Source organism: Mycobacterium shimoidei (genome assembly GCF_900417275.1).
Taxonomy (GTDB): domain Bacteria; phylum Actinomycetota; class Actinomycetes; order Mycobacteriales; family Mycobacteriaceae; genus Mycobacterium; species Mycobacterium shimoidei.
Map to the genome: position 1 here is coordinate 1,388,874 of NZ_UEGW01000001.1, position 19,767 is coordinate 1,408,640.

The 19,767-nt window shown below is 64.2% G+C and carries 18 protein-coding genes and 2 pseudogenes; 13 read left to right on the plus strand and 7 right to left on the minus strand.

The genetic code is table 11. From position 1 onward, the window contains the following. Positions 1 to 22: 22 nt before the first annotated feature. From ligD to MSP7336_RS06680, 5 genes and pseudogenes are all read left to right on the plus strand, one after another. Positions 23 to 976: pseudogene (ligD, locus tag MSP7336_RS06660) on the plus strand (non-homologous end-joining DNA ligase); the annotation flags it as partial. 76 nt (positions 977 to 1,052) lie between these two features. Continuing rightward, positions 1,053 to 2,618 carry a site-specific integrase gene (locus tag MSP7336_RS06665; protein ID WP_109560639.1) on the plus strand — a complete coding sequence of 522 codons (1,566 nt, stop codon included), beginning with the start codon at positions 1,053 to 1,055 and terminating at the stop codon, positions 2,616 to 2,618. A gap of 263 nt (positions 2,619 to 2,881) precedes the next feature. Further along, a complete protein-coding gene (locus MSP7336_RS06670; RefSeq protein ID WP_113963336.1) occupies positions 2,882 to 4,306 on the plus strand; it encodes a hypothetical protein in 1,425 nt (474 codons plus the stop codon). Positions 4,307 to 4,473: 167 nt separating this feature from the next. Then, positions 4,474 to 6,507 (plus strand): hypothetical protein, encoded by a 2,034-nt coding sequence (locus tag MSP7336_RS06675; RefSeq protein WP_142706755.1) that lies wholly within the window; start codon positions 4,474 to 4,476, stop codon positions 6,505 to 6,507. Beyond that, entirely contained in the window at positions 6,504 to 7,070 is a 567-nt protein-coding gene (locus tag MSP7336_RS06680; protein ID WP_181786606.1) for a hypothetical protein, read from the plus strand. The genes MSP7336_RS06675 and MSP7336_RS06680 overlap by 4 nt, the downstream gene beginning before the upstream one ends. A gap of 119 nt (positions 7,071 to 7,189) precedes the next feature. Here MSP7336_RS06680 and MSP7336_RS06685 read toward each other — a convergent pair whose 3' ends face one another. From MSP7336_RS06685 to MSP7336_RS06705, 5 genes and pseudogenes are all read right to left on the minus strand, one after another. Next, the gene (locus MSP7336_RS06685) at positions 7,190 to 7,870 is read right to left on the minus strand and encodes a PIG-L deacetylase family protein (protein ID WP_083083056.1); all 681 of its coding nucleotides are present in this window, start codon (positions 7,868 to 7,870) and stop codon (positions 7,190 to 7,192) included. Between the two features lie 5 nt (positions 7,871 to 7,875). Continuing rightward, entirely contained in the window at positions 7,876 to 8,583 is a 708-nt protein-coding gene (locus MSP7336_RS06690) for a peroxiredoxin (protein ID WP_083083041.1), read from the minus strand. Between the two features lie 359 nt (positions 8,584 to 8,942). Then, positions 8,943 to 10,639 (minus strand): annotated as a pseudogene (ctaD, locus tag MSP7336_RS06695) (aa3-type cytochrome oxidase subunit I). Positions 10,640 to 10,900: 261 nt separating this feature from the next. Beyond that, entirely contained in the window at positions 10,901 to 11,023 is a 123-nt protein-coding gene (locus MSP7336_RS24460; RefSeq protein ID WP_280524357.1) for a hypothetical protein, read from the minus strand. A gap of 249 nt (positions 11,024 to 11,272) precedes the next feature. After that, entirely contained in the window at positions 11,273 to 11,650 is a 378-nt protein-coding gene (locus MSP7336_RS06705) for a carboxymuconolactone decarboxylase family protein (protein WP_083083054.1), read from the minus strand. 131 nt (positions 11,651 to 11,781) lie between these two features. On the opposite strand from MSP7336_RS06705, the gene MSP7336_RS06710 reads away from it, so the two are divergent. The 8 genes from MSP7336_RS06710 (at position 11,782) to cydC (ending at position 18,913) form a co-directional block, all read left to right on the plus strand. Then, positions 11,782 to 12,051 (plus strand): metal-sensitive transcriptional regulator, encoded by a 270-nt coding sequence (locus tag MSP7336_RS06710; RefSeq protein ID WP_067976675.1) that lies wholly within the window; start codon positions 11,782 to 11,784, stop codon positions 12,049 to 12,051. Positions 12,052 to 12,112: 61 nt separating this feature from the next. After that, positions 12,113 to 12,511 (plus strand): DUF302 domain-containing protein, encoded by a 399-nt coding sequence (locus tag MSP7336_RS06715; protein ID WP_067976674.1) that lies wholly within the window; start codon positions 12,113 to 12,115, stop codon positions 12,509 to 12,511. A gap of 13 nt (positions 12,512 to 12,524) precedes the next feature. Next, entirely contained in the window at positions 12,525 to 12,650 is a 126-nt protein-coding gene (locus MSP7336_RS24465; RefSeq protein ID WP_280524358.1) for a hypothetical protein, read from the plus strand. Positions 12,651 to 12,700: 50 nt separating this feature from the next. Beyond that, positions 12,701 to 12,982: a YgaP family membrane protein gene (locus MSP7336_RS06720; protein ID WP_234808372.1), complete on the plus strand. Its 282-nt coding sequence runs from the start codon at positions 12,701 to 12,703 to the stop codon at positions 12,980 to 12,982. Positions 12,983 to 13,014: 32 nt separating this feature from the next. Next, positions 13,015 to 14,502: a cytochrome ubiquinol oxidase subunit I gene (locus MSP7336_RS06725; RefSeq protein ID WP_113963340.1), complete on the plus strand. Its 1,488-nt coding sequence runs from the start codon at positions 13,015 to 13,017 to the stop codon at positions 14,500 to 14,502. Positions 14,503 to 14,533: 31 nt separating this feature from the next. Then, positions 14,534 to 15,574, plus strand: coding sequence for a cytochrome d ubiquinol oxidase subunit II (gene cydB / locus MSP7336_RS06730; RefSeq protein WP_113963341.1), 1,041 nt, complete (start codon positions 14,534 to 14,536; stop codon positions 15,572 to 15,574). 62 nt (positions 15,575 to 15,636) lie between these two features. Beyond that, positions 15,637 to 17,241, plus strand: a complete 1,605-nt coding sequence (gene cydD / locus MSP7336_RS06735; protein ID WP_113964802.1) for a thiol reductant ABC exporter subunit CydD — start codon at positions 15,637 to 15,639, stop codon at positions 17,239 to 17,241. Then, complete coding sequence (cydC, locus tag MSP7336_RS06740; RefSeq protein WP_113963342.1) at positions 17,228 to 18,913, plus strand: thiol reductant ABC exporter subunit CydC; 1,686 nt, start codon at positions 17,228 to 17,230, stop codon at positions 18,911 to 18,913. The genes cydD and cydC overlap by 14 nt, the downstream gene beginning before the upstream one ends. Here cydC and MSP7336_RS06745 read toward each other — a convergent pair. Both MSP7336_RS06745 and MSP7336_RS06750 read right to left on the minus strand, forming a co-directional pair. Next, a complete protein-coding gene (locus MSP7336_RS06745) occupies positions 18,867 to 19,211 on the minus strand; it encodes a DUF732 domain-containing protein (protein ID WP_113963343.1) in 345 nt (114 codons plus the stop codon). The genes cydC and MSP7336_RS06745 overlap by 47 nt on opposite strands. 9 nt (positions 19,212 to 19,220) lie before the next feature. Further along, positions 19,221 to 19,748, minus strand: coding sequence for a DUF5078 domain-containing protein (locus tag MSP7336_RS06750; RefSeq protein WP_244917431.1), 528 nt, complete (start codon positions 19,746 to 19,748; stop codon positions 19,221 to 19,223). Positions 19,749 to 19,767 lie beyond the last annotated feature (19 nt).

Below are 19,767 nucleotides of genomic sequence, written 5' to 3' on the forward strand. Positions count from 1 at the left end.
GTGCGGCATGCTGGAATCACATATGGCTGCTGCAGCGGAAGAAATCGACGTCGACGGGGTCAAGGTCCGGCTGACCAACCCGGACAAGGTGTACTACCCGAAACTGGGCTCGGCCGGCACCAAGCGCAAACTCGTCGACTACTACCTGGCGGTGGCCGGCGGGCCGATGCTGAGCGCGCTGCGTGACCGACCCACTCACCTGCAGCGGTTTCCGGACGGCATCGACGGCGAGGAGATCTACCAGAAGCGGATCCCGCGGCACCATCCGGACTATCTGAAGACCTGCCGTATCACGTTCCCGTCCGGCCGCACCGCCGACGCGCTGCAGATCACGCATCCGTCGGCGATCGTGTGGGCCGCGCAGATGGGCACGATCACACTGCATCCCTGGCAGGTGCGCTGCCCGGACACCGAGCACCCCGACGAGCTGCGCATCGACCTGGACCCGCAGCCAGGCACCGGTTTCGCCGAGGCTCGCGCCATCGCCGTCGACGTGCTCAAGCCGCTGCTCGACGAGCTTGGGCTGGTCGGCTATCCGAAGACCTCCGGCGGGCGGGGTGTGCACGTGTTCCTGCGGATCAAAACCGACTGGGATTTCATCGCCGTGCGCCGGGCCGGGATCGCGCTGGCCCGCGAGGTGGAGCGCCGCGCGCCCGATGCGGTGACGACGTCGTGGTGGAAAGAGGAGCGCGGTAAGCGGATATTCATCGATTTCAACCAGAACGCCCGCGACCGCACGTTCGCGTCGGCGTACTCGGCGCGCAAGACGCCGATCGCGACGGTGTCGACACCGCTGACGTGGGACGAGCTCGCCGGTGCGGATCCCGACGACTACACCATCGCGACGGTGCCGGATTTCGTTGCCGGGCGCGAAGATCCGTGGGCCGACATCGATTCGGCGAAGCAGTCGATCAAGCCGTTGCTGGACATGGCTGCCGCCGACGAAGAGCGCGGCCTCGGCGATCTGCCCTACCCATCGGTCTTCCGTAGGAAGTAGGTATGTGCGGGCGTGTCGCGCCCGATGGACTTTTGATCCGGTTTACGGTGCAGTCATGCTGTCCGCCGCCGCTCCAGCAAAGACGTGGACAGTGCTGACAACCAGTAACGCGGGTACCTGGCCGTCCGGGTATTCGGATGTGCTGGATGACTGCAGCGCGGTGGACGGACGTGATCATCCACCGGGGCTCGTGACGGGTACGCCGATCCTGCTGTCGAGTAACGGCGAACTCGATGAGTGGCTGGTGCTCTATTTCACTTCGTGCCCGAAGTTCACCTCCTTGGACTTGTCGTCCCGAAAAACGTACGCACTCGAGATCGCAAAGTGGTGCGGCTTTCTTGGAGGTCAGGACGATCCGCTGACCTGGCTGGAAGCAACGGAAGACGACTTCATCGACTACAAGATCCGCCGAACTGATCACCTGCAGTTCGCTGATTCGGTGACGGGCGCAACGTGGAACAAGGCGGTCTTCGCGCTCAGGGGTTTGTACGACTGGGCCGTGAGCCGCAAGGTACTGATCACACCGAATGGCCCTGTGATTGAGGCGAGTCCAGTGCCCGGCGGGCACGGTGCCACAAGGGTGCCCGGGGTAAGGGCCAACGCAGCGTTCGTGCGCAAGGACAGGGACCGGTGGATCGTCCCCGGCACCTACCGGCTGTGGCGTGACGTTGGCTTACGTGGCCGCGGTGTTGAACGGATCGGTGCGAGCCAGTGGCGAGCGGCTGGCGACGACGAGTCGTGTCGCGCCCGCAATTCACTGCGCAACACGGCATTCACCGACTTCGTCTATTCAACCGGTCTGCGCGTGCAGGAAGCAGGCGCGCTGCTGCTGGCGGAACTGCCATCAGCGGACGCGATTGAGGCGAAGTTGCCGGCAGCGATCGCCAAGTACAGCAAGGCGCGGATGTGGTACGCGGCGCCCACTGTAATGCAGACATTGCGCAGCTACATGACTGTCGCCCGGGCCGCAGCCGTCCGCCGGGCAATACGGGAGGGCCGCTACGACGCGATCGAGGACATCATCTGGGTAACGGAGGTCCGGCGCTCTCGCAAGGGAACGTTCGAAGCCGTCCGAGACGACGGCGCTGTGATGTCGCTGAACACTCTGAAGCCAGCTCTGCGCCGCCGCCTGTTCTGGCTCCGCGACGGTCGCCCGGAACCGATGGCGTTGTGGCTCAGCGAAGGTGGAACCCCGTTTCATCACGAGTCGTGGATCGGGGTTTTCGATGCGGCCAACGAGCGGCTTTGGTCAGCAGTTGAAGCCACCGGCGGGGCGGCCAGTGACGAGTTGACCGTGACGCCGCATTGCCTTCGTTTCAGTTTCGCGCTGGCGCTGGCAGTTCAACTGCATCAGCGGCTCGACGCCGCGCACGGGTGGGACGAGAGCATCGCCTACGGGGATGGGTCTCGCTACGACGAGGTCTTCCGCACGGTGAAGGACGTTTTGGGTCACAGGTCGGTGGAGACGACGCGGAATACCTATATGCCGCGGGTGCAACGGCTGCGTTTCGACCGGCTGTTCGGCCTCCCGAATGCCCAGATGGCCACCACGAGCGATCTGGTGTCAGCCCTGGCGCGCGACCTTGTTGAGATTCGCGATTTAACCGGGTCCGGCGCATGACGGCAAGTTCGCGCCGAGAGTCAGCTGACGGCGTTGTCACGCGCCGCGAGGATCCGCAAGTGGTGGTCGCCTCCCTTCCAGGGGCGTATGCGCCTACTGTCATTGATCTTCGGGAGTGGCCGTGTGATGCGCGTCTCCGGGTTCAATTCGCCGATGCCGTCGAGGCCCTTACGGGAGTGAACGGAGTTTGGAAGAGTGCCCAATCGGCACGGCAAAATCGGGACAGGACGAAATATTTTGCGAGGTGGTGCGGCGAACACGATGTGCGCGACCTGGACCAGTTGAGCCCGGACCGGTGGAACGACTACCTGCTGCACTTGGCGGCGAAGGGAACCAAGAGCAATACCCAGCACAGGCAATTGGTCACGGTGCGGCAGGTGCTTCGTCGGTATCCACGTCGACTTCACCCCGACCTGCCGAAACACCTCAATCGACGGCTCCCGAAGAGGGACGCCGCCGAAAGTCAGCCCTATCCAAAGGTTGTGTACGACGCGATCCTCAAGGCAGCAACAGTCGCCGTCAATGCCGAGTACCAGCGCATCTATCCAAATCTCCTCATGCTGCGGCGGCGTGACAGTACGAAACTCCCACCTGAGCAGAGGGCTCGCGTCGACGCGCTTCATGAAGTCGCCACGGCCGGTGCTCCGCTATCGGATGCGACTCGCGATGCGCTGGGAATCACGGTCTCCGACTACAGATATTCGGGGGTCAACGCGGCACGACCGATGCTGTTCGTCAGCCAGGAGGGGGCAGTCGCTATCGCTGTGCTCATCGCCTGCCTGGAAGGAGCGAACTTCACCCCGATCAACGAACGGAAGGTTCCATCGGCCGCTCCGGGGCTCGGTGTCAGTGAAGATATTTGGAGTGTCGAAGATGAAAAGCGGCGGCGACACGATCACCCATACGACTTCCATGCGATACCGAAGAACGCGCGCCGGGCGATGACAAAAATCATCCAGATGACGCAACCGGGACGTGACTACTTGGCGGCGAACGACCTGCCCGGAGCTGATCGCCTCATCGTCTACTGGCCTGTGATGAAGGCTCTGGACTCGTCTCCTTCGGTCGGCCTGACCCCCAGTCACCTCAAGCTGAGCAGGCTCAAATGGTGGCCGAACCAGGACGAGCCGATCTCGTTCACCCGCATCCGCAAGACGGTCCGAGTACTCGTTGACCGGACGCCCCAGGGCCATTCGCGCGCAACGTGGTCCACAAGCTACATCGAAGCGTCGGAAGTCGAACGTGAGCGCCTTATGACTGAAGCGGTCGAAACGGGACTGTGGGCGGTGATCAAGAACGCCGAGCGCCACCTCAAAATGCGGTTTGAGCGCGGCATGGCGATGGCCGACACCGATACGACTATTGGCGGCTGCATCGACTGGGAGCACCACCCCCTAACTGGCAAGCCATGCGGTGACGACTTCCTGCTGTGCCTGCAATGCACTAATGCCTTCGCCACCTCGCGCCACCTTCCCCGGCTCATCGAACTTCGGCACCAGTTGGAAGCCATCGCATCCACCGACGGGCCGGACTGGACAGACTTTCGAGCCATGGCCTACGGGTGCCTGCTCGCCCTCATCGACGACCGCACACTCATTAGCGCCGACGAATACGCTGTCGCCGAACAAACCATCACCGACGAAGATCGAACCGAAATTCATCTGCTACTCAACGGGCGATACACGTGAGCCGAGGCACTACGAACGCCCGTGATCTTGCCGGCAGCAACGACATTAGAGCCGCCGTCGACTGGGCCGCCGTCGAGGCCGGCCCGGTCATCGTGCATCCGCTGCGAGTGAAGCACCCCGATCTTCCAGGAAGCGTATTCGCCGATGACACATGGTCGCTTCGTCCCATGGGGGTCACCCGCGGCACCGTCCAGAACCTGCACTGGATCCCCGGGCTCAAAGAGCAGCAGTATTCGGTCCCGCCGCATCTGATCACACCATTCAAGCGCGTCGTATGGCTGATCATTAACAGGCCGGCCCCGGTGGCCTACCTTGCGGGAAGCAACGGTCGGAGGTGGCCATCGGCAGCATCGGTGTACCAACGGTTCGCGGCGCTGCGCCGCTTTGCTCATTTCCTCGGACAGCATGGGATCACCCAACTCTGCGACGTGAGTACCGACTTGCTCGACACGTATGCAACGGCACTCCTCGCTGACGAAACGCGATCCAGCCAGTCTGCGAAGGCGCAGCACTTGGGGTATACAGCGGTGATTGCGCACCTGGCCGACGATCTCCCAGAAGCCAACCGCATGGTTGAACCGTCTTGGTCTGGCGAATACCTCGGAGGGGGCCGCCGTGCGCGTGCCGCTGACAACAGCAAAGAGATCATTCACCCGGACGCATTCGCGCCGCTGCTGTGGTGGTCTCAGCAGATACTCAAATGCACCCCTGACATCGTCGCCGCCGTGAAGTGGCGGAACGCGGTTTCGAGCTGCCCCCAACCTAAAGAAAGTTCACGCGCGGGCTTCGACGCGGTCGAACAGATTGTGGCCTCCCGCGGTGGGATCCTGCCTCAAGGCGAGATCACGGGGCATATCGCTGCGCAATACCTCATCGCCCTCCACGGAGGAGAGATCCATGTTCGCGACTTCAGCAGTTGGCGCCGGCAACGTGGCGGCACGTTCTCAGTGAACCCGGCTCTGCCGCAGCCGATTCCGGTGCCGGTCGCGGGCGTCATCGAGGGGCAGCCCTGGCTTCAGCTGATCGACTACCGAGATATCGGGAAATTGCAGCGCGTCCTCCAGGCGGCGGCGGCGATCCTGATTTGCACGTGCACAGGAATGCGTGGCGAAGAGTGCGCGAAGCTGAAGCGCGGCGCGCTGCGGACAATTCCACGCCCGGACGGTGCCTACTCCTACCGGATCGACGGGCGCATCTTCAAGGCTGTCCGTGACGACAACGACCAACAGGACCGCGGCGGCAAGCAGTGGGTGTGGGCCACCATCAAGCCCGGCGCCGACGCGATCACGGCGCTCGAACGCCTCGCCGAAATCACCGGCTCCGCTGGGCTGATGACTTACCCAAAGTCGCACGATCAACCAGTATTGACCACGACGATGACTCGATGGATCAAGGAACTCATCGAGTTCGCGAACGGTTTGAGTACCGAACTCGGCATCGATCAGACCCATCACATCGACCCCGAACCGGCGAGAAACGTCACGCTCGACCGCTTTCGTCGCAGCGTCGCCTGGCACATCGTCAATCAACCAGACGGTCTTGCCGCCGCGGGCGTCCAATTCGGCCACATGCAGTCGACCACCACCGATGGGTACGCCTCCACGATTACCTCCGGCATCGCCGCGACAATGGACGAAGAACGCACACGTGCTCTCTACACCACACTGCAAGACCATGCGAACGCCGCGAAAACCGGAATGAAAGCGTCCGGCCCAGCGGCCAAACAGCTCGGAAAGGCTCTCAACCGGTTCGGCGCCAAACGGTTTCCCGGCACCTATGCCGACCTGTCAAGGAAGGACGAACGCCGACTTCGTAGCGACCCCGATCTGATCGTCCGGGAGAATCCAGGCCATGGCTGTCTTTGCCTGGCCAATCCTCTGAAGCCGGAAACGATGGCCTGCTCGCGAGAAAACGACGGTGAACCGAACCGAAACGACTGCAAGGTCTACTGCGGCAACCGTGTTTACACCGACGCGACGATCGCCCAAGACAAAGAAGAAGCCACCCAACTCCGAGCGCGAGTAAAGAACGCGAACCCGATCCTGGCCGCGCGGATCAACAAGCGGATCACGCACCTCGAAGAGCACATCGCCGACCACGAAACCACAGCGTTGCCCCTACTGGACATCATGACCGCCGAACAGGCTAAGACAAGCACGGCCAGCACGGGAGAGTCGGAAACTGATGTCCGAGACGAATGAACGCTGATGCAATCGCCCCGCTTCACAAAGCAGGGGTACCTGGCATGACATCCGGCTCTGAGATCCCCATCGCGGAACGGAACTGGCCTCCCACCGACGACGAGATCAAAGCAGAACGTAACCCCACCCGCAAGGCCGTCCTCGTCGCGATGCGCAGCCTGCTAACCGGTGATCCGGCCCCGAAGCCCATAAACCGGAGCAAGCGCAGCATCGTCGCTTTGGCCAACGAAGCGGGGGTGGGACGCACCCGACTCGTGCGGGGCGCACTCAGCGATCTCGGTGACTGGATGGACCGGGCAGTAGCGAAGCAGAACCAGATCGTGACGCCGCAAGAACATGAATGGCACAAGAAGCTCCAGGCGATGACCGAACGTGCCCTCGATGCTGAACGGCGCTACAAATCAGCTCGTGAAAAGCGCACGGAGCTTGAAGCCGTCGTCCAGGCCCTGTCCGAGCAGCTTCAGGTCAGTATTCGAGATCGGGCCAGACTCCAAGGCAAGCTCGATCGAATGGCCAGACATTCTGTCGATGTTCTCCCACTGAATGAGTCCAGTCCGTCTTAGCTTATGGGTCGAGCCTCACAAGCAACGCGGGACTGACACCGATGACGAGGGTTTGTGCCTAAACTCAACCCGTGTGGTCGCCAATGCCACGGACGGCCTGCGCTGGTAGGCGGCAATCTTTATGCCGCTGCGAGCGTGCCCGGGAGCCAGCGTAGGTGTTCGAACGGGCCCAGTAGTTCCAGGCGCCGCCACAGCACACTGGTTGGCAGCGCTTGGCTCAGGTGGCGGCGCACCGCCTGGTATTGCTGACGCCGGTTAACCGGCACAATCAAGTCGATGTCGGTGATGCCATGCCCGACGAACGACGTGTGATATTCGCCGTTGAGGGCGTCGGCAACTGTGGTGGGCAGCGTCCAGCCCAGCACCGGCAGGCCAACCTCGGCTGCGGCGGCCCGCGCCGCAGCGGTTGCTTGCCGGTGGTCGGGGTGCCCGGTGATACCGCTCGGGTCGAACACCAGCAGCCCCTGTGCGCCGAATCGTTCCGCGAAATCGATAATCGGCATCGTCAGCTCCTCGGGGAGCGTGTCGGCGAGGTGCCCGTCCGGGTAATCCAGCAGCTGCACGGCCGACACCCCGAGTACCTCGGCGGCAGCAGCCAGCTCGCCGGCCCGTATGTCACGCAGGTCACCAGTAACCCCGTGCAATGTTGACGCCTCGCCGCGGGTCAGGCACAGCACAGCCAGCTTCGCCCCTTGGTCGGCGAACGCCGATAGGATCGCGCCCAAGCCGAACGACTCGTCGTCGGGGTGGGCGACTACGACCAGAACGGATCGCCATTCGGGCAACTCCCTGTTGGTCATCGCGATCACTCTTTATGCGCCGTGGACGATGCGCCGTGGATGGCGGATTCGACCTCGTCAGCAGAAAGCTCTTTGGTGCAAAAGAACCAGTCTTGACACTCGACGCCGTCTGCGGATTCGTCCATGCGCTCCTGCGCATCGTTGGAGGAGCCGGGCGTGGGCAGGATGACGGGCTCGCCGGGTTGCCAGTCCGCCGGCGTGGCGACGCCGAAATGGTCGGTGGTCTGTAGCGCCTTGACGACACGCAGCAACTCATCGAAGTTGCGGCCGAGGCTTAGCGGATAGTAGATGATCGCGCGGATGGTGCCCGTCGGGTCGATGACGAAGACCGCGCGCACCGCCTTGGTGGAATCCTTACCGGGCATGATCATCCCGTATTTGTCGGCGACAGCCATGCCGACATCGTCGATCAGCGGAAAGGCGACGTCGACGGCTCTAAGGCCGCGGAACGTGATTTTGTCTTTGATCGCCCGCAGCCAGGCGATGTGGCTGTAGAGCCCGTCGACCGAGAGTCCAAGCAGTTCGGTGTTGTAGGCCTTGAATTGCTGCTGCATCGAGGCGAAGGTCATGAACTCGGTGGTGCAGACCGGGGTGAAGTCGGCTGGGTGGGAGAAAAAGATGACCCATTTGCCGGCGTAGTCGGCGGGAAAGTTGATCTCCCCCTGCGTGGTGACAGCCGTAAACGTGGGCGCTGGGTCGCCAATGCGGGGCATGGCTCTTGCGGCGGGCGCCTCGGTGGGAGTGCTCATCACAACCTCATCCTTATTCGTAGAGTGGTTCTCATCCTTATTCGTAGAGTGGTTCTCACTTCATCAACGGATACCCGTAGGGGTATATTCCGGGGAAGTTTGTCACTGTCGGGCCAGCCATCCGGGCGCCTAAGACGGCCGGTGTCTCACCGGTTCCACGGTCGCTGGGGTTATCGCTCGCCTCCGATTGCTTCACTCGGCGGTGTCTGCGAGGACGGTTGTCGTGTTTCGTTAAGTGAATCCGAGGCGGCCGACAGCTGACACGTCAGCGGCGGGGTCGGTTGCGACCGGCTTCGCTGCGTACCGGACCGGTTTGACGCCCGCTACTGGCCGTGGCGGCCGATATGGACTTCGGTGCGTAGTCGTTCGATCATGTGCGGGTAGTGCAGTTCAAAGGCGGGGCGCTCCGATCGGATCCGGGGCAGCTCGGTGAAGTTGTGGCGCGGCGGCGGGCAACTGGTGGTCCACTCCAGCGAGTTGCCGTATCCCCACGGGTCATCGACGGTAACCACCTCGCCGTACCGCCAGCTTTTGAAGACGTTCCAGATGAACACGATCATCGACACGCCGAGGATGAACGATCCGATGGTGGAGACGATGTTGAGGCCCTGGAAGCCGTCGGTGGGCAGGTAGTCGGCGTAGCGGCGCGGCATGCCGGCGTTGCCCAGCCAGTGCTGCACCAAAAACGTGGTGTGAAACCCGATGAAGGTCAGCCAGAAGTGCAGCTTGCCCACCTGCTCGTCGAGTAGCCGCCCGGTCATCTTCGGAAACCAGAAATATACTCCGGCGAAGGTGGCGAACACGATGGTGCCGAATAGGGTGTAGTGGAAGTGGGCCACCAGGAAATAGGTGTCGTGGACATGGAAGTCCAGCGGTGGGCTGGCCAGGATTACCCCGGTCAGGCCGCCGGCTAGGAACGTGACCGCGAAGCCGACCGAGAACAGCATAGGCGTCTCAAACGTCAGCTGGCCCTTCCACATGGTGCCGATCCAGTTGAAGAACTTGATGCCGGTCGGCACTGCGATCAAATACGAGGTGATGGTGAAGAACGGCAGCAGCACCGCTCCGGTGGCGAACATGTGATGCGCCCACACCGCCGTTGACAGCCCGGCGATGGCCATCGTCGCATAGACCATGGTGGTGTAGCCGAATAGCGGTTTACGAGAGAAAACCGGGAAGATCTCGGTGACGATGCCGAAGAACGGCAGCGCGACGATGTAGACCTCAGGGTGGCCGAAGAACCAGAACAGGTGTTGGTAGAGGATGACGCCTCCGTTGGAGGCGTCGTAGATGTGGGCCCCGAGGTGCCGGTCGTAGGCCAGCCCGACCAGTGCCGCTGTCAGAATCGGAAAAGCCGACAGCACCATGATCGACGTGATCAAGATGTTCCAGGTAAAGATCGGCATCCGAAACATCGTCATGCCGGGGGCGCGCATGCACACCACGGTGGTGATCATGTTGACCGCACCCAAGATCGTGCCTAGACCAGAGACAACCAGACCCATGATCCACAGATCACCACCGGCGCCGGGACTGTGGATGGCGCTGCTCAGTGGCGGATACCCTGTCCAGCCGAAGTCCGCGGCCCCGCCGGGGGTGATGAAACCGGCGATCACGATCATGGCACCGAGCGCAAACAACCAGAACGAAAACGCATTCAGCCGCGGGAAGGCCACATCCGGAGCGCCGATCTGCAACGGCAGCACCAGATTGGCGAACCCAAACACGATCGGGGTGGCGTACAACAGCAACATGATGGTGCCGTGCATGGTGAACAGCTGGTTGTACTGCTCGTTGGACAAAAACTGCAGGCCCGGCGCCGCCAACTCGGTGCGCATCAATAGCGCCATCAGACCGCCCGCGAAAAACAACACGTAGCAGGTGATGACGTACATGAACCCGATCAGCTTGTGATCGGTTGTCGTCACCAGCTTGTAGACGAGACTGCCCTCGGGCCCAGCCGGACCGGAAACGGCCGATGCGCTTGCAACGACGCAACAGGCGGTGCTTCAGCAGTCATGGCATCTCCAGACCTACCCGACGACGGGTGGGCTCAAACGCGTGTAACCGTTAGCTCTGGGAGTCGCCCGAGGTGCCTCTACGGGGGTTAGGTGTTGCCTTGCGGGGTCCGTACGGCAGGTGCATCGCTGGCTAGGCGGCAGGGGGTTCATGACATTGTCGGCATGGCGGCCACAGGCCGCCCAGGTCGTTTTACCACAGTCTGGGCAGCGGACGGGATAGCACATGGTGCCTCCGGAATTATGTGAGAGTTGTTGGGCGGCTATGTGTTGGCGGCGGTTTCGCGGTCGACGATCTTGGTGCGTGCCGCGGCCATACCGAGGACCTTGATGTCGATGAGGGCTTTCGCCCGCTGATGGCATCGCTTCGGGCTGACTGTCGACAAGAAGGATGCCGGCGCGAAACGCCGTGATGGTGGGGAGCCGAGCGGGTCCGCGCCATAGCCGCCAGATCCCGCTCAGCCTCGATATCGACCGCTGGCGTGCACGATGCCAGGCTCAGGCTGGAGCCGGCCATGGCGCCCCCTTTCGGCCTTGGAGGTGGCGATGACTGGCCCCTGACCCTGCAGCGATTGTTGGGGCGAGTCCCCAACCCGAAGCACCGACGCGTTGCGAGTCTGTGCGCCACGCGGTGCTCATTGGGGCGATCCCGCCGAAGCACCGGCGGCATCGGCGAATTCGCAGAAGGCGGTGTAGGCCCGGGCACCGTAAATGGTGGCCGGCCCACCGTGCATGAAGATGCTGACACCGATGGCTTCGGCGGCTTCTTCTTTGGTGGCGCCGGCACGAGCGGCGGCTTGGGCGTGCGAGGCGATGCAGCCGTCGCAGCCTGCTACGACCCCGATGGCCACCGCGATGAGTTCTTTGACTTTTTTGTCCAATGCGCCCGAGGTCAGCGCGGCGCTGCTCATCTCAGCGAATCCGCGGTAGACCCCGGGGATCATCTGCCGCAACGCGCGGTGTTGCGGATTGAGGTCATCGAGTACGTCGTGGTAGTGGTCGTGTTCGTCCATGACGGCCATAATACCTATACCCGTATCAGTATGCTAGTGCGGTAGCTTGATCGACTCAGCGGCGTGGACGTTTGGCGCGCTTATACCCCAGGGGGTACGCTTACAGCTATCAACCGGATGTGGAGGAAACGATGATTGGTGACGAGGACAGCATCACCGCGGTGCTCAACAGGTTGCGGCGTGCCCAGGGGCAGCTGGCCGGGGTGATCGCCATGATCGAGCAGGGCCGCGGTTGCAAAGACGTGGTGACCCAGCTGGCAGCGGTGTCACGCGCCCTTGACCGGGCCGGCTTCAAGATCGTCGCCTGCGGGCTTCGGGACTGCATCAGCGATACCAGCTCGGGCGGCGGGCCACGTCTGACCGAAGCCGAACTGGAGAAGCTTTTCTTGGCCCTGGCCTAAATTTCACCCGTGCGCGATCACCAACCGACACCGTGACACAGACGACATAGAGGAGGACGAAATGACCTTGGGGTTGAGCACCACGTTGCACACCTCGTTCGCCGATGCCGTGGAGCGGACGACTCAGGCGCTGGCCGATCAGGGCTTCGGTGTGCTGACCACGATCGACGTTCAGTCCACGCTGAAACAAAAGCTCGGCCAGGACATGGAGGACTATCTCATCCTGGGGGCCTGTAACCCGGAGCTGGCGCACCGCGCTTTGGATGTGGATCGCCAGATCGGCCAGTTGCTGCCGTGCAACGTTGTTGTGCGGGCCGATTCAGCCAATAACCAAGGCGGCACGGTCATCGTCGAGGCGATGGACCCGCAACTCATGGTGCAGGTCACCGGCCAGCCGAGCCTGCAAGATATAGCCGACCAAGCCGCCGCTAAACTACGCGCCGCGATCAGCGCGCTCTGATCTGAGCTGATCTGTGGCGACCTCCACCCCGTCAGCCCCCACCGGGAAAGGGTTGATCACCGCCATCATCCCGCTGAGACTTCTCGGCTACGTCACGCCGCGCTACCAGCCGACGCAGCTACCTGACCTGACGACTTGACCGATAAAGAACAAAATGAGCCGGTAGCCGAACCGACGAGGAGGGCTGCGATGCAGGACCAGATGTTAACGGAGCGCGGCATGTTCGGTATGCCCAAGCCGCAGGGATGGACGATCGAGCGGATCGTGAGCCTCATGGCCGGCACTGTGGTGCTGGTAACTCAGGTCGCGCAGTCTGGGCATGTGAGTCGCCTGCGGGTGCTCGCGGGGTGGGTCGGGGCGAACTTGGTGCTCAATGGGGCGCTGGGCTGGTGTCCGATGAGTGTGCTGTTGCATCGGCTGGGGTTCGTAACGGCCGCCGAACGCGAGCGCCAAAACTACTACACTACGTAGTAATAAGTTCGCGGTGGCTGGGGAGGTGACCGATGAATACCCTTGATGTTTCCCGGTGGCAGTTCGGCATCACCACCGTCTACCACTACATCTTCGTGCCACTGACCATCGGTCTGGCGCCGCTGGTGGCGGTGATGCAGACGGTATGGATGATCACCGATAACCCGGCCTGGTATCGGCTCACCAAGTTCTTCGGCAAGCTGTTTTTGATCAACTTCGCACTGGGTGTGGCCACCGGCATCGTGCAGGAGTTCCAGTTCGGCATGAACTGGAGTGAGTACTCCCGGTTCGTCGGCGATGTTTTCGGTGCCCCGCTTGCCATGGAGGGCCTGGCGGCTTTTTTCTTCGAGTCGACCTTCATTGGGTTGTGGATCTTCGGGTGGGGCCGATTGCCCCGGTGGGTGCACCTGGCGTGCATCTGGATCGTCGCGGTCGCGACCAATGTGTCGGCGTTTTTCATCATCGCGGCCAACTCGTTCATGCAGCATCCGGTCGGCGCGCACTATAATCCCGCAACGCACCGTGCCGAGTTGGACAGCATCATGGCGTTATTCACCAATAACACTGCGCAGGCGGCGGTTTCACACGCTATTGGAGGGGCGTTTCTCACCGCGGGGGCGTTTGTGGCCGCGGTGTGCGCCTGGTGGCTGGTCCGCTCCCACACCGGGCTTGCCGCCGGCGCGGGCGCCGACCGGGCCGCGGCTGAGCATGACGCCCGCAGCATGTACCGTCCGGCGACCATCCTGGGCTGCTGGGTGACGCTGATCGCCGCGGTGGGGTTGTTGTTCACCGGCGATATCCAGGGCAAGCTGATGTTTGCCCAGCAGCCGATGAAGATGGCGTCGGCGGAAACGTTGTGCGACACCCAGACCGACCCGCATTTCTCGATCCTGACGATCGGCCGGCAGAACGACTGCGACCACCTCACCCGGGTGATCGAGGTTCCTTATGTGCTGCCATTTTTGGTTAAAGGGCGGTTCAGCGACGTGCAGCTGCGGGGTGTGCGCGACATCCAGCAGGACTCCGAGCAGCGGTTCGGGCCGAACGACTACCGGCCCAACATGTTCGTCACTTACTGGTCGTTTCGGGCGATGATCGGGCTGCTGGCGGTTCCGGTGCTGTTCGCGCTGGCCGCGCTGTGGCTGACCCGCGGCGGCCAGGTCCCGAATCGGCGGTGGCTTTCCTGGTTTGCGCTGCTGACCATTCCCACGCCGTTTTTGGCGAACAGCGCGGGCTGGGTCTTCACCGAGATGGGGCGCCAGCCGTGGATCGTCGCCCCCAACCCGACCGGTGACCAGCTGGTCCGTCTTACCGTCGCCGAAGGTGTGTCGAGTCACTCACCCGCAATGGTCGTCACGTCGCTGGTGATGTTCACCCTGGTCTATGGGGTGCTCGCGGTCATCTGGTTCCGGCTGCTGCAGCGCTACGTCGTCGAAGGGCCGCAGGAGCACGACGCCGAACTCGCACCGCCGGCTCCGCCCGGTAGCGACGAGGTGGCTCCGCTGTCATTCGCCTACTAAGAGCAGCGAATTTGGGAAGGAGACGATCGAGATGGGCCTGCACGAGCTGTGGTTCGGTCTGGTTGCGGTGCTGTTCTTGGGGTTTTTCATCTTGGAGGGCTTCGACTTCGGCGTGGGCATGCTGATGGAGCCGTTCGGCCGGATCGGCAGCGGCGACGCCGAGCAACATCGCCGGGCGGCGCTGAACACCATCGGCCCGGTCTGGGACGGCAACGAGGTCTGGCTGATCACCGCCGGCGGCGCAATGTTCGCCGCGTTTCCGGGCTGGTATGCCACCGTGTTCTCCGCGCTGTACCTGCCGCTGCTGGTGATCCTGTTCGGCATGATCGTGCGGGCGGTCGCCATCGAGTGGCGCGGTAAGATCGACGATCCGAAGTGGCGGGCCTGGGCTGACTTCGGTATCGCGGCCGGCTCCTGGCTGCCCGCGGTGCTGTGGGGGGTGGCGTTCGCGGTGCTGGTCCGCGGGCTGCCGGTGGACGCCGGCTACCAAGTTCACCTGTCGGTCACCGATGTGCTCAATCCCTACACGCTGGTGGGTGGGTTGGCCACCGGCGGGTTGTTTGTGCTGTACGGCGCGGTGTTTGTGGCGCTGAAAACCGCCGGCGCGATCCGCGACGACGCGCTGCGGTTCGCGGCGTGGTTGTCGGCACCGGTGACCGCGCTGGTGGCCGGGTTCGGGTTGTGGACCCAACTGGCCTACGGCAAGACCTGGACCTGGCTGGTGCTGGCCGTCGCGGTCATCGCCCAGCTAACGACGGTGGCGTTGGTGCGCCGGCGCGCCTCTGACGGGTGGGCCTTCTTCTCGACCGCGATGGTGGTTGCCGCGGTGGTGATCCTGCTGTTCGCTGCGCTGTACCCCAACCTGGTGCCTTCCACGCTCAACCCGGCCTGGAGCCTGACGATCTACAACGCGTCGTCGACCCCCTACACGCTGAAGATCATGACGTGGGCGGCGCTGGTCTTCGCCCCGTTGGCGATGGCCTACCAGGGTTGGACGTATTGGGTGTTCCGGCAGCGGATCTCGGCCGAGCGGATACCTCCGTCGATCGGCCTTTCGAGGCGTCCGTCTTGAGCGGAAGCGGTTCGTCAGCCCAAGCACCGCTGGACCCGCGCTTGTGGCGGGCCTCGACGGCGGTGCGCCGGTTCCTGGCCGCCACGGTGGCCTACGGTGTGGTGATTTCCGGCTGCGCGGTCGCCTCGGCGATGGTGTTGGCACAGATCGCCTCCCGGGTTATCACCGACCCGTCCACCCGCAGCGTCGAGCGTTGGCTGCCGCTGATCTCAATCCTGGCGGCACTATGGGCGATTCGCACAGCGGCCCACTGGCTGCAGGCGCGGCTGGGCCAGCGGGGTGCCAGCGCGGTGATCGCCGATCTGGCCGGTCAGGTGCTGACCGCAGTGACCGCGCGAGCCCCCCGTGAACTAGCCGCCCGGCGCGACGCCGCCGCGACGGTGGTGACCCGCGGTCTGGACGGGTTGCGCCCCTACTTCACCGCCTACCTACCCGCATTGGTGCTGGCCGCGATCTTGACCCCGGCAACCGTGGCGGTGATTGCGCTCTACGACCTGAAGTCGACGGTGATCGTGGCGGTCACGTTGCCGTTGATCCCGATCTTCATGGTGTTGATCGGCCTGGCCACCGCCGACCGGTCGGCGGCGGCGCTGGCGGCCATGACGACACTGCAGGCTCGGCTGCTGGATCTGATCGCCGGCATTCCCACGCTGCGCGCGCTGGGTCGGGCTGCCGGGCCCGAGAAGCGCATCGCTGAACTGTCGGCCGCGCACCGCCGTTCGGCGATGGCAACCCTGCGGATCGCCTTCTTGTCGGCACTGGTGCTGGAGCTGCTGGGCATGCTCGGCGTTGCCCTGGTCGCTGTCAGCATCGGGCTACGCCTGGTGTTCGGGCAGATGAGCCTGACCGCTGGGCTGACAGTGCTGCTGCTGGTGCCGGACGTGTACGCACCGCTGCGCCGGATCGGGGTGGAATTCCACGCCGCCCAGGACGGGCGGGCCGCCGGCGACAAAGCTTTCGCGCTCATCGACGACTCCCCCGGCCCTACCCCGGGACACCGGAGCGTGGCCGCGCGCGGTGCGGTGATCCGCGTCGAACGTCTTAGCGTCGCCGGCCGGGACGGCTTTGCGCCGCGCGATCTCACCGCGGTGATCGAGCCCGGCCAGGTGACGGTGCTGACCGGCGCCAACGGCGTCGGCAAGAGCACCATGTTGGAGTGCGTCGCCGGGCTCACTGTGCCGACGTCGGGGCGGGTCACCGTGTCCGGGATCGACATCGCCGACCTGGACCCGGCCCGGTGGTGGCGTCAGCTGTCCTGGCTGCCGCAGCGCCCGGTGCTGATCCCAGGCAGTATCGCCGACAACCTGACCTTGTTCGGCGAACTCGATGATGCAGACACCGCCTGTGCGGCATCGGGCTTCGATTCGGTGCTGGCGGAGCTGCCCAACGGCGTGCACACCCAGATAGGGGGCGGCGGCGTCGGGCTGTCGCTGGGTCAGCGACAGCGGCTCGGCCTGGCCCGCGCGCTCGGATCACCCGCGCCGGTGCTGCTGTTCGACGAGCCGACCGCCCACCTGGACGCCGAGACCGAGGACGCGGTGTTGCGGGCCCTCGTCGAGCGGGCGCGGGCCGGTGCAACGGTGCTCGTCGTCGGCCACCGTGACCCGGTGCTGGCGATCGGCGATCGAGTGATCGACGTGGAAGCGAGTCGTCATGCGCCGGCCTGATCTGCTGAGCGCGTCAACCCTGCTGCGCCCGCGGCTGCCCCGGCTGGTGCTGGCAGTCACGTTGGGGGTGTTGTCGCAGGCCAGCGCGCTGGGGCTGGCCGGGGTGTCGGCCTGGCTGATTACCCGTGCCTGGCAGATGCCGCCGGTACTGGACCTGTCGATCGCCGTCGTCGCGGTACGTTCACTCGCGATTTCCCGCGGCGTGCTGCACTACTGCGAGCGGCTGGCCACCCATGACACCGCACTGCGCGCGGCCGGCACCGGCCGCGTCGCAATCTATCGCCGGCTGGCCCACGGACCCGCAGACGTCGCGACCCGGCTGCACAGCGGTGAGCTGGTGGCGCGGGTCGGCGCCGATGTCGACGTGCTGGCCGACGTGCTGGTGCGCGCCCTGCTGCCGATCGGTGTCGCGGCGGTCCTGAGCCTGGCCGCTGTGGTGGTGATTGCGGTGATTTCGCCGGCGGCCGCCGCGGTGCTGGCGACCTGCTTGCTTGCTGCCGGAGTGATCGCACCGTGGTTGTCGGCGCGGGCGGCGGCGGCGCAGGAAGCCGTTGCCCGCCAACACCTGGCCGAGCGTGACGTGGCGGCGATGCTCGCGCTGGAGCACGCCGCGGAGCTGCGCGTCAGCGGCAGACTGCCCGCTATCATCGCCGAATCGCAGCGTCGGCAACGCGCCTGGGCCGACGCGATCGACGCCGCGGCAACACCGGCCGCGGTGGCCGCCGCCATGCCCACCGCAGCGATCGGGGTCAGCGTGCTCGGCGCGGTGATAGCCGGCATCTCGATTGCGTCCACCGTCGCGCCCACCACCCTGGCGATTCTGATGCTGTTGCCGCTGTCGGCATTCGAGACGACCACGTCGTTGCCGGGCGCGGCCATCCAGTTGACCCGGTCGCGGATCGCGGCGCGACGCCTGCTCGATCTGGCCCCCGCGGGTGCGCCGGCGCGGAGCCCGGTTCGCCCACCGGCACAGGCGTATCCACCGGTGACCCACCGGCTGTGCGCTGCCAATATTCGCGCCGGTCACCACGCTGAGCGCTCGACCCTGGTGACGGTGGACCTGCAACCCGGTGCCCGGCTGGCGGTCACCGGCCCCAGCGGCTCCGGCAAAACGACGCTGCTGATGACGCTGGCCGGCCTGTTGCCGCCGGTGTGCGGCCGGGCCGAGTTGGACGGGACCGCGCTCAGTGATTTCGACGAAGTCCAATTGCGCAATGCCATCACCTTTTTCGCCGAAGACGCACACATTTTTGCCACCACCGTCCGCGACAACCTGCTGGTGGCCCGCCGCGACTGTCGAGACGACGAGCTGATGGCGGTCCTACACCGGGTCGGGCTCGGTGGGTGGCTGGTCGGCCTGCCCGACGGCTTGGCGACGGTGTTATCCGGCGGCGCGCACGCGGTGTCCGCGGGTCAACGCCGCCGACTGCTGCTGGCCCGGGCCGTGCTCTCACCAGCGCGCATCGTTTTGCTCGACGAACCCACCGAGCACCTCGACGCCGGCGACGCCGATCTGCTGCTGCGCCGGCTGCTTGAGCCCGAAGGCGGGCTGATCGAAGCAGAACGGACGGTGGTGATAGCCAGCCACCACCTACCCAACGACATACGCTGTCCAGTACTCGGTATCAACCCTGCTCTACGTCACCACGCTGTGTCGGCGGGTCCAACATGAGTGCACGATCCGGGCAGTAGAACGCGAGCGCGGTGGCCAGAAACGCCCACGCCTGCGGCTGGCTGGTATTCCGGGCAAGGTTGGTGGATAGGAAACGGGTTGAGTCGGCGGTGGTGGCGTCCACGCCGCGGAGCAGTCGTTCGCAGGTGATCTCGGCCAGCCACGCGTTGTGGTCGCGACTGCCGTAGATGCCATGGCTGTGGAGTTGATCAGCAAACTCGGTGTCGACGTCGGCATGCGCAGGCGCCGCCAAGGTGATCGCGGTAGCGACAATCGTCGCGAATCCTGCCTGTCTCATCACGGCGTCTCACCAGTCCCATAGGGAGTCATCGTCGGAAGGATACTGGGAACACGCGCCAGTGGTCTTTGCGACGACGCCCTTGTTGTTGAAGAAGATCTTCCCCCAGTTCGGCCACGCCGCGGTCAGGGGGTCAGCGAAATGAGTGGCCCATTCCTCGGATTGGGCTCTGCGGCCGTCGGGGCTCAGCGAAAGAAACCAATGTATTTCCTCCTTCGCCGCCCGCTGAACTTCTAACGGGTGATTACGAAAATCGGTCATATACCGCTCGTAATATACGGGAGATCGGTCGCGCGCGGCGCCCAAGAGTTGCTCTGCGGTGCACGTTGTCTGAATGATCCTGCGTGGTATCGGGTAGTCCTGCGTGGAATCAGCCGCCGCGACACCGGGCAACACCGTCGTGGCGATGGTGCTGGCCAACAGCAGGGTAGTGGCCGCGCTCAACACCCGGCGCTGTCGGCGCCAGTAGCCGCCGATGCCACTTTTGGCGCGCCACGCCGAGTAACCGAACCCGCGCACATTGTTCCCGAACATCATGGGTGCACTCCTTATATGT